The organism is Deinococcus actinosclerus (assembly GCF_001507665.1).
In the GTDB taxonomy this organism is placed as follows: Bacteria; Deinococcota; Deinococci; order Deinococcales; family Deinococcaceae; genus Deinococcus; species Deinococcus actinosclerus.
Map to the genome: position 1 here is coordinate 2,569,329 of NZ_CP013910.1, position 13,677 is coordinate 2,583,005.

Here is a 13,677-nt window from a genome sequence, read left to right on the forward strand (position 1 = left end):
CGCCCCGTCCCGCCCCACAGACAGGCGGGGCGGGGCGCTGCTACGCTGCGCGGCATGACTGGTGAACGAGGGTACCCCGAGCAGGACACGATCGACCTTCAGGACTTCCTGAAAATGCGCGGCATGGTGGAAACGGGCGGCGAGGCGAAGTTCCGCGTGCAGGGCGGCGAGGTGCGCCTGAACGGCGAGATCGAGACGCGCCGCCGCAAGAAGCTGCGCCGTGGGGACATCGTGGAGTACGCCGGGGAGCGCGTGCGGGTGGACTTCTAACGTGACCGCCTCGGCGTACGAGGCGGCGGTGCTGGATTTCCGCCGCCGCAAGGACGAGCATTTCGCGGCCGGGCGCGGCCCGGTGAACCCGGCGGCGTTCGCGGGGCTGTCGTACTTCCCGCCGGATGAGGCGTGGGCGTTCACGGTGCTCCTCGAGCCGCTGCCGCAGGATGACGCGGGAGCGGAGTGGACGCTGGAGACGAACACCGGCGAGACGCGCACCATGGCCCGGATCGGCGAGGTGCACCTGCCCCTGCCCGGCGGCGAGCGCAGCCTGCTGGTGTTCGCGCCGCTGGGCGAGGAACGCCCGGAGCGGGTGTTCATCCCCTTCCGCGACGCCACGAGCGGCGACACCACGTACGGCGCGGGCCGCTACCTGGACGCGCCGCTCGACCGGCAGCTGGGCGGGGACGGCGCGCTCGTGCGGGTGGATTTCAATCTGGCGTACCACCCGTACTGCGCGTACGGGGACGGCTGGACGTGCCCGCTCCCGCCCCGCGAGAACTGGCTGCCGGACGCGGTCACGGCCGGCGAACGCCTGGGCTGAACAGGTCCGGGAGGGTGGACGGGCAGCACCCACCGCCTTCCCGCTGCCGGTTTCAGCGGGCCACGACTGCGACGTACACCTGCGCCGCGCCGGCCTGGAGCAGGGCGTCCTGACAGGCCCGCGCCGTGTGCCCGGTGGTGAGTGGAGGCGCACTCATGCACACGACGTTATCCACAGGCGGGCTGTGGATAACGAAAAAAGCCCCCACCCCAGCGCAGGCCAGGGTGGGGGCGTCTCATTCACCGGAGTTGTCTGAGGGCTGCTTGGTCGTGGCCTGTGGCTGGGGCTCACCTGGGGTGATGGTCCTGGCCCGCAGGTACAGACCGACCGCCAGGAGACCAGTCAGCACGGCGATGATCATCAGCCCGGTGTACATGCCGTCAGCGTAGGCCCGGTCTCAGCCCCTGTCTGCCCAGGTTGACCGTCAGAGCGCGTCAGAGGCTCGAATCTGACGGATTCTTTAGAGTTCTGGACAAATGTCCAGCGATGTTCAGTTGCGTTTGCTGACCTCACGGTCGTGTGCCACTCTGGCCTGTCATGACCGCATCTTCTCCTACTCGTAGGCTGTGCCTCCTGCTGATCGACGACAATCCAGCCGACTGCATGCTCGCGCAGGAGGCGTTCGAGCAGTACAGCGAGCAGGTCAGCATCAAGGTCATTCAGGACGGCCAGAGTGCGCTGGACTGGTTGCACGAGCAGGCGACCAAGCAGTCCCTGCCTGACGTTGTGTTGCTCGACGTCAACATGCCCGGCATGAACGGCTTCGAGGTGTTGAGCGCCCTGCGGAACGAAGCGACCTTCCGGCACCTGCCCGTGGTGATGCTCACGACCTCGACCCGGCAGGAAGACGTCGACCTGGCGTACGAACTGATTGCCAGTTCGTACCTCGTGAAGCAGCCTGATTTCAGGGGGTTTCTGGATCAGATCGATAGTCTGGTGCGGTTCTGGAGTCAGGCACGGTTCCGGCAGCAACCGAAGCCAGTGAACTGAGCCTTACCCGCCGGGGAAGAGTCGCCGGAAGGCCATTTCGATCAGGAAGGCCGCGAACGGGCTGTCCAGCAGCAGGCGGAGCCACTGCGCGCTGGGCGGGGCGAACTCCCGCACCAGAGTCTGCACGACCGCCAGGACGAACGCGGCGCGGGCCGTACCAGCTAGGACGGGCTTGAGTTCCTGGGCGGCCTGCACCGCGGCTTCCAGCAGGGCGCCCACCTCGGTCCACGTGGCGCCGTCGCGGAGGGCCTGCGCCTTGCTGACGAGGTTGGGCAGGTGCTTGTCGAGCCACGGCTGGACGGTGGGGGCGTCAAGGGTAGTGCCGGAGCGGGTAGCGGCGCCGAGGGCGACGATGGCGGACAGGATCGTGAACTGGTTCATGGGGGACCTCAATGGGCGCGGCCCCCTGCGATGGGGGCCGGTGAGAGGGTGGATTGTCAGTGCCCCATGGGGCACGGGGCCTACTCGCGTTCCAGTTGCAGCGCACCGTCTGGGTACAGGGTCAGTCGCGTGCCGTTGTAGATCGTGGGCTTCCCATCCCACTCCACGTTCTTCCCCGCCATGTCCCGCAGGAACACGCGCGGGACAGCGGGCTGCACCGCTTGCTCATCGAGCCAGTCACGCTGGGCCGCCACCCGCCTGAGCCACCCCTTGAGGAAGACCTCCTGACTGGGCCGCGCTTTGACGATCTTCCGGAAGAACTGCTCGCGCGCATCGATCAGCCGGTCCGCGCGCTCCGCCGGGGTGCCTGTGGCAGGGACGCTGCCCAGCATCAGCCGCAGGTTGCCCGGCCCGTGGTTCACGGCGATGTCGTACGCCACGCCGCTCAGCGGCCAGGGCAGCCCGGACGCGGCGGGCCAGTACCGCGCCTCGTACAGTGGCAGCACGTCCGGCAGGGTCAGGGCGCGCATAGGCTTCACGGGCAGGCCGCGCTCCCGGCACCAGCTTTCCCACACGGCTTGGGTTACGCCCAAGTTGGTCGGGCCGCCCTTGTCCGCCGGGTGATTCACGTACCCGCCCTCCCATTTGGCCGTGAACTCGTGGGCCTTCTCGAAGTCAGTCGTCATGCTCTCCCCTTCCCTGCGCTGCCAGCTGCGCCCTGAGCGCCGCGTTGTGCCGCACGGCCCGCGTAAGCCGCACCGAGAGTTCGATGATCGCCAGCACCAGCGCCAGTCCCAGCAGCGTCACGCGCACGCCGTCGCCGAACGGGTAGGCCACGCCCGCCCGGGCCGCCGTGATCGCCTCGTGCGGCCACACCCACATCGCGGCGTAGTACGCGAGGCTCAGCAGGCCTGGCGCCCAGCGGCTGAGCGGGCTGAGCATGAAGCGCCAGCAGGCGACGCTCGCCACGCCCAGCGCCAGCCCGATCAGCAGCAGGCCAATCACGCCGGCGTTCACCGGCGCCACCGGGGCTGCGGTCCCAGCGTGCCCCTGGCGAGCATCAGCAGGATGGTGTTCAGCACCCACAGCCACGCCGCGAACACCGACGTGCGGATCACGCTGTCCAGCGTGGCGTGACTGCTGTTGTCGCGCAGGCTCGCCAGGACACTCGGCACGTCCAGCGCCAGGAGCACGATGTACCCCAGCGCCAGGATGATCAGGAGTGCCCCGCGTTCCTGCCAGTGGGGCTTGGGGGCGATCAGCTGGATCAACAGCATGACGGCGCGGTACGTCACCCCGCCCATGCCGGACACGAAGGCGAGTAGGGCGAGGGCGGCCAGGAGATCAAGGGGTGTTACGGCCATTGCTGTCACCGTCCTTTTTGCGAGTGGCGAGCGCTGTGATCAGGCCGCCGAGAATGGTGCCCATGCCTGCGAGGATCTTGTCGTCGAGCTGCCCAGTGACGGCGTACCGTCCAAGGACGAGCAGCAAGCCGGCACCGACAATCCAGGTGAGGATGACGAGGGGGTCTTTCATGTCGCTCCTGTGGTGGTGAGAAGTTGAGGCATGCGGCTCCAGAGTCCGGCCAGGGTGAATGGGAACCGCCCCAGGGCCGGAGAGGCTGGGGCGGGTGCGGTGGGGTGGAGATCAGGTGTGAGGTGTCACGACGTGCGCCACTCTGCGCCACTCCACGCGATCCACCCGCCGTCCGGTACGGGATCAGCGGTGACGATCTGCCCGTCCGCCTGCACCGTGGCGGTCAGCATGCCGCCATTGGTGTTCAGGCGCAGCAGGTACGAGGTCGGCGGGCGGTACCCTGGCGGCAACGTCATGACGGTGGTCCCCGCCCCGGCGTCCTTGTGGGTGTTGCCGCTCATCTCCACGCGGGAGCCGCGCTTGCTGATCTGTGCGGGTACGTACCCATCCAGGTCGCTCCACCCGGCGGCGTAGGGGGCTGCGATGGTGGTTTCCGCGTCCCCGACGTTGCCCGCCGCCGCCACCCGCCCCGGCAGGCCGCTCAGGGCGGCCACGATCACCGCGTGGTACATCACGGCGTACCCCGTGCCAGTCGGGTGGTTCAGGGCGTTCCCGCTCTGCGGCCCGCCGCTCGCGCCCTGCGGTCCCAGCAGCTCAGCGGTGTTGTATACCCCCGCCGCCTGCACCGGGTCGCGCGGGATGATCTCGAAGCCCAACAGGCGATCCGGCAGGAGGTAGCCGGGGTCATCGGTCCCGACCTGCACAGTCGTCGGCTGGAGGCCCAGGGCGCTGTCCAGCAAGGGCACGTCCGTGCTGTTGTGCGTGAGGCGCAGGCGCGTACCCTCGGCATACAGGTAGATACTCTGCCCCGCTCCGGCCCAGGTGCCGCCGCCTGCCAGTGTCTGTGCCCAGGAGTGCCCGCCCAGCACACGGCCCGCGCCACCCGCAGAGGGAGACTCGAACACCTGCACCGTGTGACCCGTCCACTGCACATTGATCTGCCCCCACCAACCGATGCGAACTTTCACGTTCAGAATTTGCGTGTCCGATCCGAACACGGCAAACGCGCGAATCTCGCCGTCCATGAACTGCGCCGCGTCGCGCTGCATGTAGCCGGTGCCGCTCCCCGTGCGGGTGTAGGTGCCGTCGCTCTGCCGCGCCCAGCTCGCCACGCCACTGTCCGTCCAGCCCACGAGGCCCGCGCCGATGGTCAGCCACGCGCGGCTCGTGCGGGTCTCGGGGTCCAGGCCGTACATCTGCACGTTGCTGAGGCGGTTGACATCCGCCACCGGCAACCCCCGCGCCCGCGCCACGCCGCGCTGCATGGTCCCCATGCCGCGCATCTGGTGCGGCGTTTTGGGGTAGTTCGCTGCGGGCATCATGGGCGTCACGATGAGCACGTCCGGGGCCAGCCCCTGCCACGTCCACCAGTTCGCGCCAATGGTGTCCAGCACGTTGGTCAGGTAGGCGCGCTGCACGAAGTTCTGGTCCCCGTTCGCGTCGCTGTCCTGGTTCATCCCGCACGCCAGGACCACGAGGTCCGCGCCCTGTTCCTGCGCGATCTGCTGCCAGGACTTCCCGACGTTCGCGGCGGCCCACGGGCGGTCCCCGGCGCTGCGCGGCCCGAAACCCAGGTCGATGTTGGCCGGTTCAGTCGCCTGCGCCTTGTAGTTCGGATCGTTGAAGTGCTCGATGCGGCGCTGGCCCAGCGCGAGATTCACGACGCGCACCCGGTTCCCGAAATGCTGTTCCAGCCACCTCGTGAGCCGTCCGGCGTAGGTGTCCTCCAGGCCGTACCCGATCTGGTCCGCACCCTCACTGATGCTGTCCAGCAGGATCAGGACGGTCACGGTGTCCGTGGTGGTGGCGAGGCGCAGGGCCGTGCGCCGGTACGCGCCCGGCGTGGCCGCCTGGGCGTCCGTGATGATCTGCGCGTGGAGGCTGCTCGCCTGTGGCGCACCCCGCAGCGCCACGCCGTACCCGGTGTCCGCCCAGGTGCCGCCCTGGACGCGCCACACGGTGCCCGTCTCGGCCACGAGGTACTGCGTGCCTGCCGCCTGTCCGCCCGGCAGGGCCGCCACGGTATCCACGCGGCCTGTCAGATCGGTCTGCGCCACGAGGTACGCGCTGGTTTCCGCGAGGTTGCCCAGGGCCGCGCCGACGGGTGCGAGCCCCTGAGCGACCTGGCCCGGGATGGCCGTCAGGGCCGCCTGCGCGTCCTGAGTAGCGGACTGCGCGTCTGCCAGGGCCGTCTGCACATCCCCGATCAGATCGGTGAGTTGCTGTGGGGTGGTCCAGGCCGGCGGGTCGATCTCCACCCGCAGATCCAGCACACCCTCACTCGTCTCAACGGGCAGCCGGCGCACCTCGAACGCCTGAGCCGCGCCACTTGGGTACCGGAGGGTCCCCGCAATGATCAGGACTCCCTCCGGCGCTGGATCGCCCTGCTCGAATCGCGCGGCGGCCAGCGGGATGGGCGAGAGGGGCGGGGTTCCCGTGTCGAGCAGCCACGTCCCGGCCAGCAGGTCACCACTGGCCGGCCAGTCGTAGCGGATGGGGTACTCACCCGTTCCCAGTCCCGCCACGGCCCCACCGGCGTAGCTGCGGGTGTAGCGGACAGTGCCGGTGATGCTGGGCCGCTGGGCGGGGTCGGTGGGTACCCGTGGGGCACCGATCAGGTTCGTCATGGGTCTCCTTAAGCGAGCGGGACGGGGTTGCCGTCCGCGTCCGTGAATTCGTGCTGGTTGCTGTACAGGCGCAGGCGGATGCGGTACCCGTTGCCCGTCGGGGCGCGGGTCACCACGCGGATTCGGTACACGGGGAGGGAGAGGTCACCGAACTGCACGCTGGTCGCCACCTCGATGTCCGAGAGCAGGCCAGCCAGTTCGCGGGCCAGGGTGCGGCGCGTCCAGAGTTCCCCCTGGGGCGGCTGCACGTAGCAGTCCAGTTCGATAGGGACGTAGATGCGCTGCCCGCTGCCGGCCAGTTCGCTCGTCTCGCCGTCCACGCTCTGGATGAGCCGCTCGGCGTACTGATGCTGCCGTTCGATGGCGTACGCCTTCACCAGCACGCGCGGGGCGCGCAGGGTCGGGCCGAGGAGCACGAATCGGGTGACGTCCTGCCCGGTCACGCGCCCCTCCGGATCGCCAGCCGGATCGCGCGGGCCTCGTCGTCCTGCCCGTCGCTGCCCAGGCGGGCCAGGGTCACGCCGTACTGGTCCAGGGTGTACTGGTACTCCCACGCACCCGTCTCGCCCGTCACGTCACCGTCTGGGCTGCCCGTCACGGTCAACTGCGGACGCGGCGGCACCAGCCCCCGCAGTTCCACCTCAGTCGGCTGGTAGTACGGTGGCTGCAGGTAGCTCTCCGCAACACGCTGGGCGGCGTCGTCATCCACCACCAGCAGGGTCAGTTCGTAGATCCACATGCTGATCGTCGGTGTGGGCGGATTCGCGTAGACGCTCGTCTCCAGCCCCACCGTGGTCGGCCATGTGGCGCCGTCCATCGACGCGTCCGGCGGGACGATGGCCGTGATGGTGGTCCGCCCGTTCGTGGTGGACAGGTTGACCTGCGCGTCGATGTTCGAGCCCCGGCGGACCAGGACCGCGAGGTCCCAGGCGCTGGCCGCGTTGTACTGCGGCACTTCGTACGTCATCCGGAAGCCCACGCAGCGGCCCGCGAACTGCTCGAGCAGCACTGCCCAGCCGTACCCGATGGGCACGACCGCGTACGAGTCCGGGTTCCCGTCCGAGACGTTCTCGGGGGTCTGTACGGGGGGTGGGGTGCCGCCGACGAGCTGGGTGTACACGGTGGGCGGCAGGGACTGACTCCGCACCACGCTGACACCCTCGGGTGGTTCGACGGCCTGGGACGCGCCGTACAGGGTGTGATCGGCGTGCGTGGCCGTAGTGGTGACGGTGCGGGGCAGGTACCCGGGGCTCAGCTGTCCGTCGCCTGGGAGGCTGGGGGCACTGGCGATGCGCAGCACGGCCTGCGTGCAGGCATCCGCGCCCTGCACACGGAGCCGCTGCCAGCGCTGCCCGGCGTACGGCACGGTGAGAGGCGCGGCATTGGCCGGGCGGAAGAACACGCGGCCCAGCACGTCCACGTCCCAGATGCACCCGGCGGACTTCGCCAGTCCGGTCAGCGTGTCCAGCAGGGTCGCCGTGGGGCTGTAGAACGTCGCCAGGGTGGGGCCAGTGTCGGTGCCGGTCCCGTCCCCGATCAGCGCGGCGCTGTACGTCACGCCGGGCGGGCACAGGCGGCCCAGGATGTCCCGGACGATGGCGTACACGCCGGCATTCCGGTAGACCTTCCCGTCCATCAGGGCTCGTTTCAGGATCTCGCGCCCGCCGAGAATGACCTGCTCTTCCACGTCGGGCTGCTCGATGTGGCTGGGTTCAGGCACCGTGCCGTAGTACCAGGGCGTGCCGTTGATCGTGAGTTGCACGATGTCCAGCGGGCCGAGGCGCAGGCGCTGGTTCATGGCACGCAGCACGAGTTTCACACAGCCCCCGTGCGGGCTGAGTGTCCAGGCGAAGCCGTCGTCGATCCCCTTGAGCACGTCCAGGTTCGTCACGAGGCGGGGCGGCCCGCTCTTGTTCGCGGGCCAGATACTCATCGTCCAGGCCATGGGGCCCTCCTCAGGTGTTGATCAGGCGGTAGGCGAGGCCCACCACGCCGCGAGTTCGCTGACTGCCGGGGGCTTCGGAGGTGTTGATCGTGATGCCCTCAGTGACGAGGCGCTGCATGTACTCCCCAGCGGTCAGGATCATCTGCGCGCCCTGGTACAGGGTGCTGGCCCATTCCGGCGCGGCCGTGACCGTGACTTGTGAACTCGGGATGCTGACCAGGTTGTTCGAGGTGCTGGCTGCGCCACCGGTTGGCGTGGCGCTGCTGGGAGTGCTGCTGGTGGGCGTAGCGCTGGCGCCGCTCTGGCTGATCTTGCTGGCGAGCCCGGCCGCAATACCGGCAATGGCCGCAGCAGCAGCGAGTGCCGCAGCTGCCCCGACGAAGTCGAATGACCCGCCCTTGATGATCGCCATGGCGATCGCCTGCGCTTGGTACGCCGCCACCGCGATGGCGATCTGCTTGACGATGCCCAGCACCATCACGGCCGTGTTCCGGATCACGCCCTGAGCCGTGTCCAGCGAGCCGTCGACGAGTCCTTCGAAGGTCTTGCTGATCACGTCCACGAGCCCCTGTGTTGCCGTCTTGAACAGGTCCAGTTGCTTCAGGCCCGTGTCGAACCCGGCGATCTTGAGCGTGACGTTGATCTCACGGTTCTGAATCTCGGCCAGCACCGCATTGAACTCCGCGACGTTCTCGCTGGCCCGCGCGGCATCCAGTGCGGCCTGAAGCTCAGCGGCACTCATGTCCTTGAGGGTCTCGGTCCACTCCTTGAACCCGATGGTGTTCAGGTTCGCGACCCAGGTCGCGTGAGCGTCCGCTGCGGCCTTCTCAGCGGTGGCCTGGTCGGTCTGGATGCGGGTGATCTCGGCGCCGATCACGGTATACCGCTCGCCCTCACCGTTCTGCAGGGCCTGCGCCTGCGCCGCCTTGAGCTGATCGACCGTCAGGCCTTTCAGCGTCGCGCGGTATTCCTCCTGGCGCCGCGTGGCTTCCAGCTGCGCCTCGGTGCGATCCTTCCAGGCCTGCGCCTCGGCGCTCAGGGCTGTGCGGGCATCGACCGCTGTGGCCGCCGTGGTCGGGGTGGCTGCTGGGCGGGCCGCCACCGGTTCAGGCGTTCCAGTGGGGCGCGTGCCCAGGGCCGGAGCGGGGGTGTCGCTCATGGCGTCCGGCTGGGCCGCCCGGAACTGCGCGCGTGTCCAGAGCGCGTCGAAATTGTCCAGCAGCGTCTGAGCTGCCCGCGCCGCCTTGCCGGTGCCTTTCGACAGGTCGGTGAGGTAGTCCAGGAACCCGTTGGACTTCGCGTCCACACCCTGGGCCGCCAGCTCGGCCAGCTGCCCGGTCAGGAAGTCCACGGTGATCCGGGCGTCATCGGCCGCTGCCTGTTCCGCCTGGAGGTTCTCGACGATCTGGGTGCGGCGGTCGTTGGCGAGCTCGATGGCGCGGGCCGTGATCCGGTCCTCTTCCGCTGCGGCCTCACGGCGGTGCGTGAGGGCATCGGCGTACACCCGTTCAATGATCGCTGCTGCTTCCGGGGCGTACCGCTTGGCATCCTCGAGGGCGGCCTGCACGTTCGCCCGGATGTCCGCCACGCTCTTGCCCGTCACAGCTGCGAGGCTGCGCACCAGCCCCAGGTCGCCCGCCCCGAAACTCTGGCGGTACGCGGCGTCCGTGAACCCCTGCGGGTCACGCCGGGCCGCACTGTTCGCAGCGGCGATCTGGGCGTCTGCGAGGTCGCTGACGGCCCGCGCGGTCTCCTCTGCCCGGCTGCGTTGCTCGGCCAGCACGGCGTTGAAGCGCTGCTGATCCCCGGCACTCTTCGCGGCACTCGCCTGGGTCGCCAGTTGCGCGTCGGTCAGGCTGCCCAGGCCGGCCACGTACGCGTCGAACTTCAGCCCGTCCGTGATCGCTCGGCGGTTCGCGGCGAGCTGATCAGCCTGAGCCTTCGCGGCCTGGGTGGCCTTCTCGGTGGCAGCGGTTGCTGCCTGTTCCCGGCGTTCCAGCTCGGCCTTGATCGCGTTGTACTTGTCGGCCTCGCCGGCCGTGCGGGCAGTGGCCTGAGCCGCTTCCAGCTGAGCGGTCGTGGCGCTCTTCAGACCGTTCACCCAGGCGTCCATGCGGATGGCCTTCTCCAGTTCCGCGCGGGCCTTCTGGGTCTCGGTCAGGACGCCCTTCGCCATCTCGGCAGCGGCCTTCTGAACCACCGGACTCTTGTCCGTGATCCCGTTCGCGAGGCCCTGAGCCGCGTGCTCACCCTGGATGTAGGTTTCCTTCGCGGGGCTCTGGATGCGGAGCTTTTCCTTGATCCCCTTGATCACGCCGCTCGCGAGGTTCCGGGCGGCCTCGATGACCCGCCCCGCGCCCCCCTCGATGCCACCGATCAGGCCTCGGATGATGTTCGCTGCGGCGTCCGCCATCTGGGGCGCCAGCTGGCGGATCAGGCCGAGGATCGTCGAGCCCATGTTGCGCACCTGGCGCACCACGAACACCACGCCGTCCTCGAAGATGCCGCGCAGGGCATTCACGGCGCCGGCCATGTCGCCGCGCAGCAGGGCGCTGACGGCGTTCACCACGCCCGTCACGACCCGCACGATGAGGTTCAGGGTGTTCCCCACCGATGCCACGACGCCCGTGATCAGGGGAGAGATGGTCGTCAGCACAGGCCGCAGCACCGTCTCCCAGAGCGTCCGGATCAACCCGAACACACCTGCGAACAGCGGTCCGATGGCCTGCACGACCGGGCGGAACGTCGCTACGGCCCGCTCGATCTGCGGCCCGAACTCAGTGGCAAACTGGCCCGCCACCTGCCGACCCTGGCGGAAGCCATCCACCAGGAAGCGCACCACGTTCGTCACGACCGGCCCCAGTTGGTTGATGGCAGCCTTGACGCTCGGCATGGCCTCGTTCGCCAGGTCCAGCAGCAGGTCACCGATCGGTTGCAGCTGAATGAGCACCTGCCGCCACGCCGTCTGGAACACGCTGCCCAGGGTGTTCGTGGCGTCCTTGACGGTCTGGGTCGTGCCGCGCAGGTCACCCATCTTCGTCTTGGTCAGGTCGATGTTCAGGATCAGGCTGCCCAGGTCCTCACCGGCGCCCTTGAAGATCTGGCTGATGATCGCCATGCGCTCGGTTTCGCTCTTGACGCCCTTGAGCTTGTCGATGATCAGCTGGAACGCCTGGGTCTGGGTCAGGGTGCCGTTGTCGATCTGCTGGGTGAGCTTCGCCTGATTGATCCCGAGGTCAGCGAACGCGCCCACCATGCCCTTGCTGGTGTCCGAGAGGCTGAACCCGAATTCCTTGAAGGCGTCCGCCACTTTATCGGTGCCGAGGGCCCCCTTGCCCAGCCCGGATTCGAGCGTGCTGAAGAACTCGCCAGTGCTGGCCTTGGCCTTCTCGAACTGCGGCGAGTATTCCAGGATGCTGTCCAGGAAGTCGCCGCTCTTGTTCAGGCCGCGCTGGAATCCGGCGGTCACGAAATCCATGGCCTCCGTCGCGCTGGCGCCGGTGCTCTTCATGACAGCGGAGACAGCCTGAGCGACCTTCGCCTGATCTTCCTGGAAGCGGTCTGCGATGGCGACACTGCCTTCCGTGACGGCCTGCAGGTCGGTGTCGCTCAGGCCTTTGATCTCGCGGCGGACGTTCGCCACGGCGTTCTGCGCCTCAGCGAGACTGCCGGTCCAGTTGTTGCCGAACACCTTCTTGGCGACTTCGCCCAGGCGCTCGGCCTCCGTCCCAGTGACGCCCAGGGACGCCTGCAGGTCCACGACACCCTGCCGGGCCTGCTGCGCGAAGTTGATAGGAGCGGCTACCCCCTGAATGAGCACGGCTGTCACTTGAGCAATTGCCTGAGTTGCGATTCCTACCAGCCCAGCCGAAGCGCCCGCCACTGCACCAGTAAGTAGGCTGCCAAACTTGTTCCCTGCACGTCCGCCACTCTGACCAATGGCGTCTTCCGCTTTCGCTACCCCTCGGCTTGCCTCACGGTCAAAGTTCCCACCGAATCCCGCGCCTGAGCGTTGACCAGAACGCTCGGACTCCTGCTCAAGTTCGCGCAAACTACGTTCCGCCTGATGGGTGCGGACTTGCACGTCTATCCACACCACATCAACTTCCCCGCTGCCATCCGTCATATTCACCTGCCTTTCCCAATAGAAAGGGCGGCCATTAGCCGCCCGAAGCTTTTTAAGGTGGGGTCAAATCTTGAAACGTAAATCTCTCTGGCATGAATTCCCAAGGCATCTTTGCATGCTTGCGCGCATTGCAATCCCAACAGGACATGACTATGTTGGACGATTCATTTTTACCCCCCCTGGAAAGTGGTATCCAATGCTCAACCACTCCCTTTGCAAGACTTGTCTGATTTAATTTGATGCCGCAGTAGTAGCACTTACCCTCCTGAGCTTTGTATTTGAGGTGTATGTCTATTCCGGTGATTCGGCCACGAACTCCGTACCTCAGCGCCCTTCTTGCCTGAGATTCAGCAACACGATTTTCCCGATGACGCGCATAGCTAAGACGGCCCAGCTCTTTTGAACGCTCTGGGTTGCGGCGACGCCAGTTTGATGATTCGACCCTAGCTTTATCCTTCCTTCTGGACTTTGAAATCTTGTCATACGACCTGTAACGCTCAGGGGCAGCATCCTTCAACTCTTTCCTTCTCGCCGCATCGCAAGGTTTGCATCTACCTTTGTAGATTGGCTTAGCTTTGCCCCAGCGAGATATAGGAAAGTTTTCGATTGGCAAAATTTGCTTGCAGCGGGTGCATTGCTTCTCAGTCACGACGGCACCCCGGCGCGAAACGAGCTGGGCGGTACTCCCACGGCATCTTGCTTCCCTTGTCTCGGTTGCACTCTGGGCAGGCGCAGACAATGTTGGTCATCATGTTCGTACCTCCCCGGCTGAGTGGAATGAAGTGATCAACTTGGAACTTGCGCGGACCATCGATTTCAAGCACTTCGCCGCAGTAGTGGCAAAGACCCCCCTGCTTGGCCCGCCGGATGTCCACATCTCCCTTGTCGAAACTGCCAACCGCGCCGACTTTCTTGGCGCGGCGGCGGTGACGACTCTTGTAGGGGTCACCGCCGCGCAACATCAGGCGGCCCTACTCATGGGGTAGGAGGATCGAACTCCCTCCCGGTCAAAGCAACCCGCCTTGTAGTCCTTGTGGACTTCCGCCCCGATCTGCCGGAGTTGTTCCTCAAGGTCAATCACGCCCGGCAGGTGGCCCCACGTGGGCAGCCACACCGTGACCGCCTGACGGATCAGGAACCCCAGGTGGTCATACGCGGCGGTGTACAGCGCGTGGCGGTGCGTGCAGCGCGGGCAGTGATGCTCGGTGAACTGCTCGTTCACGAACGCCAGCACGCCGTCCGGTGCGCCGCACAT

At 67.3% G+C, this 13,677-nt stretch carries 16 protein-coding genes; 3 read left to right on the forward strand and 13 right to left on the reverse strand.

Features of this window, described 5'->3' with window-relative positions; all coding sequences use genetic code 11:
• Positions 1-54 precede the first annotated feature (54 nt).
• Both AUC44_RS12455 and AUC44_RS12460 read left to right on the forward strand, forming a co-directional pair.
• The gene (locus AUC44_RS12455) at positions 55-270 is read left to right on the forward strand and encodes an RNA-binding S4 domain-containing protein (RefSeq protein WP_046843150.1); all 216 of its coding nucleotides are present in this window, start codon (positions 55-57) and stop codon (positions 268-270) included.
• A 1-nt stretch (position 271) separates the two neighbouring features.
• Positions 272-817, forward strand: a complete 546-nt coding sequence (locus AUC44_RS12460) for a DUF1684 domain-containing protein (protein ID WP_062159038.1) — start codon at positions 272-274, stop codon at positions 815-817.
• Between the two features lie 235 nt (positions 818-1,052).
• Here the strand turns inward: AUC44_RS12460 and AUC44_RS16595 are convergent, their stop codons facing one another.
• Positions 1,053-1,193: a hypothetical protein gene (locus AUC44_RS16595; RefSeq protein ID WP_157445350.1), complete on the reverse strand. Its 141-nt coding sequence runs from the start codon at positions 1,191-1,193 to the stop codon at positions 1,053-1,055.
• A gap of 161 nt (positions 1,194-1,354) precedes the next feature.
• Between AUC44_RS16595 and AUC44_RS12465 the strand changes: the two genes are divergently transcribed.
• Entirely contained in the window at positions 1,355-1,807 is a 453-nt protein-coding gene (locus AUC44_RS12465) for a response regulator (protein WP_062159039.1), read from the forward strand.
• A gap of 3 nt (positions 1,808-1,810) precedes the next feature.
• Here the strand turns inward: AUC44_RS12465 and AUC44_RS12470 are convergent, their stop codons facing one another.
• From AUC44_RS12470 to AUC44_RS12515, 12 genes are all read right to left on the reverse strand, one after another.
• A complete protein-coding gene (locus AUC44_RS12470; RefSeq protein WP_062159040.1) occupies positions 1,811-2,188 on the reverse strand; it encodes a hypothetical protein in 378 nt (125 codons plus the stop codon).
• Between the two features lie 80 nt (positions 2,189-2,268).
• A complete protein-coding gene (locus tag AUC44_RS12475; RefSeq protein WP_062159041.1) occupies positions 2,269-2,874 on the reverse strand; it encodes a glycoside hydrolase family 108 protein in 606 nt (201 codons plus the stop codon).
• Complete coding sequence (locus AUC44_RS12480) at positions 2,864-3,193, reverse strand: hypothetical protein (RefSeq protein WP_157445351.1); 330 nt, start codon at positions 3,191-3,193, stop codon at positions 2,864-2,866. Before AUC44_RS12480 ends, AUC44_RS12475 begins: the two co-directional genes overlap by 11 nt.
• A gap of 8 nt (positions 3,194-3,201) precedes the next feature.
• On the reverse strand, positions 3,202-3,552 hold the full coding sequence (locus AUC44_RS12485; protein ID WP_157445352.1) for a hypothetical protein: 351 nt from the start codon (positions 3,550-3,552) through the stop codon (positions 3,202-3,204).
• Positions 3,533-3,724, reverse strand: coding sequence for a hypothetical protein (locus AUC44_RS12490; protein ID WP_058975531.1), 192 nt, complete (start codon positions 3,722-3,724; stop codon positions 3,533-3,535). Before AUC44_RS12490 ends, AUC44_RS12485 begins: the two co-directional genes overlap by 20 nt.
• A 125-nt stretch (positions 3,725-3,849) precedes the next feature.
• The gene (locus tag AUC44_RS12495) at positions 3,850-6,351 is read right to left on the reverse strand and encodes an SGNH/GDSL hydrolase family protein (protein ID WP_062159044.1); all 2,502 of its coding nucleotides are present in this window, start codon (positions 6,349-6,351) and stop codon (positions 3,850-3,852) included.
• Between the two features lie 8 nt (positions 6,352-6,359).
• Positions 6,360-6,794, reverse strand: a complete 435-nt coding sequence (locus tag AUC44_RS12500; protein ID WP_062159045.1) for a hypothetical protein — start codon at positions 6,792-6,794, stop codon at positions 6,360-6,362.
• Positions 6,791-8,296 carry a hypothetical protein gene (locus tag AUC44_RS12505; protein WP_157445353.1) on the reverse strand — a complete coding sequence of 502 codons (1,506 nt, stop codon included), beginning with the start codon at positions 8,294-8,296 and terminating at the stop codon, positions 6,791-6,793. Before AUC44_RS12505 ends, AUC44_RS12500 begins: the two co-directional genes overlap by 4 nt.
• Before the next feature lie 10 nt (positions 8,297-8,306).
• Positions 8,307-12,125 carry a phage tail tape measure protein gene (locus AUC44_RS12510; protein ID WP_197408538.1) on the reverse strand — a complete coding sequence of 1,273 codons (3,819 nt, stop codon included), beginning with the start codon at positions 12,123-12,125 and terminating at the stop codon, positions 8,307-8,309.
• 349 nt (positions 12,126-12,474) lie between these two features.
• Positions 12,475-13,071: an HNH endonuclease gene (locus tag AUC44_RS16250; protein ID WP_197408539.1), complete on the reverse strand. Its 597-nt coding sequence runs from the start codon at positions 13,069-13,071 to the stop codon at positions 12,475-12,477.
• The gene (locus tag AUC44_RS17375) at positions 13,064-13,384 is read right to left on the reverse strand and encodes an HNH endonuclease (RefSeq protein WP_082689058.1); all 321 of its coding nucleotides are present in this window, start codon (positions 13,382-13,384) and stop codon (positions 13,064-13,066) included. Before AUC44_RS17375 ends, AUC44_RS16250 begins: the two co-directional genes overlap by 8 nt.
• Positions 13,384-13,677, reverse strand: coding sequence for a hypothetical protein (locus tag AUC44_RS12515; RefSeq protein WP_157445354.1), 294 nt, complete (start codon positions 13,675-13,677; stop codon positions 13,384-13,386). Before AUC44_RS12515 ends, AUC44_RS17375 begins: the two co-directional genes overlap by 1 nt.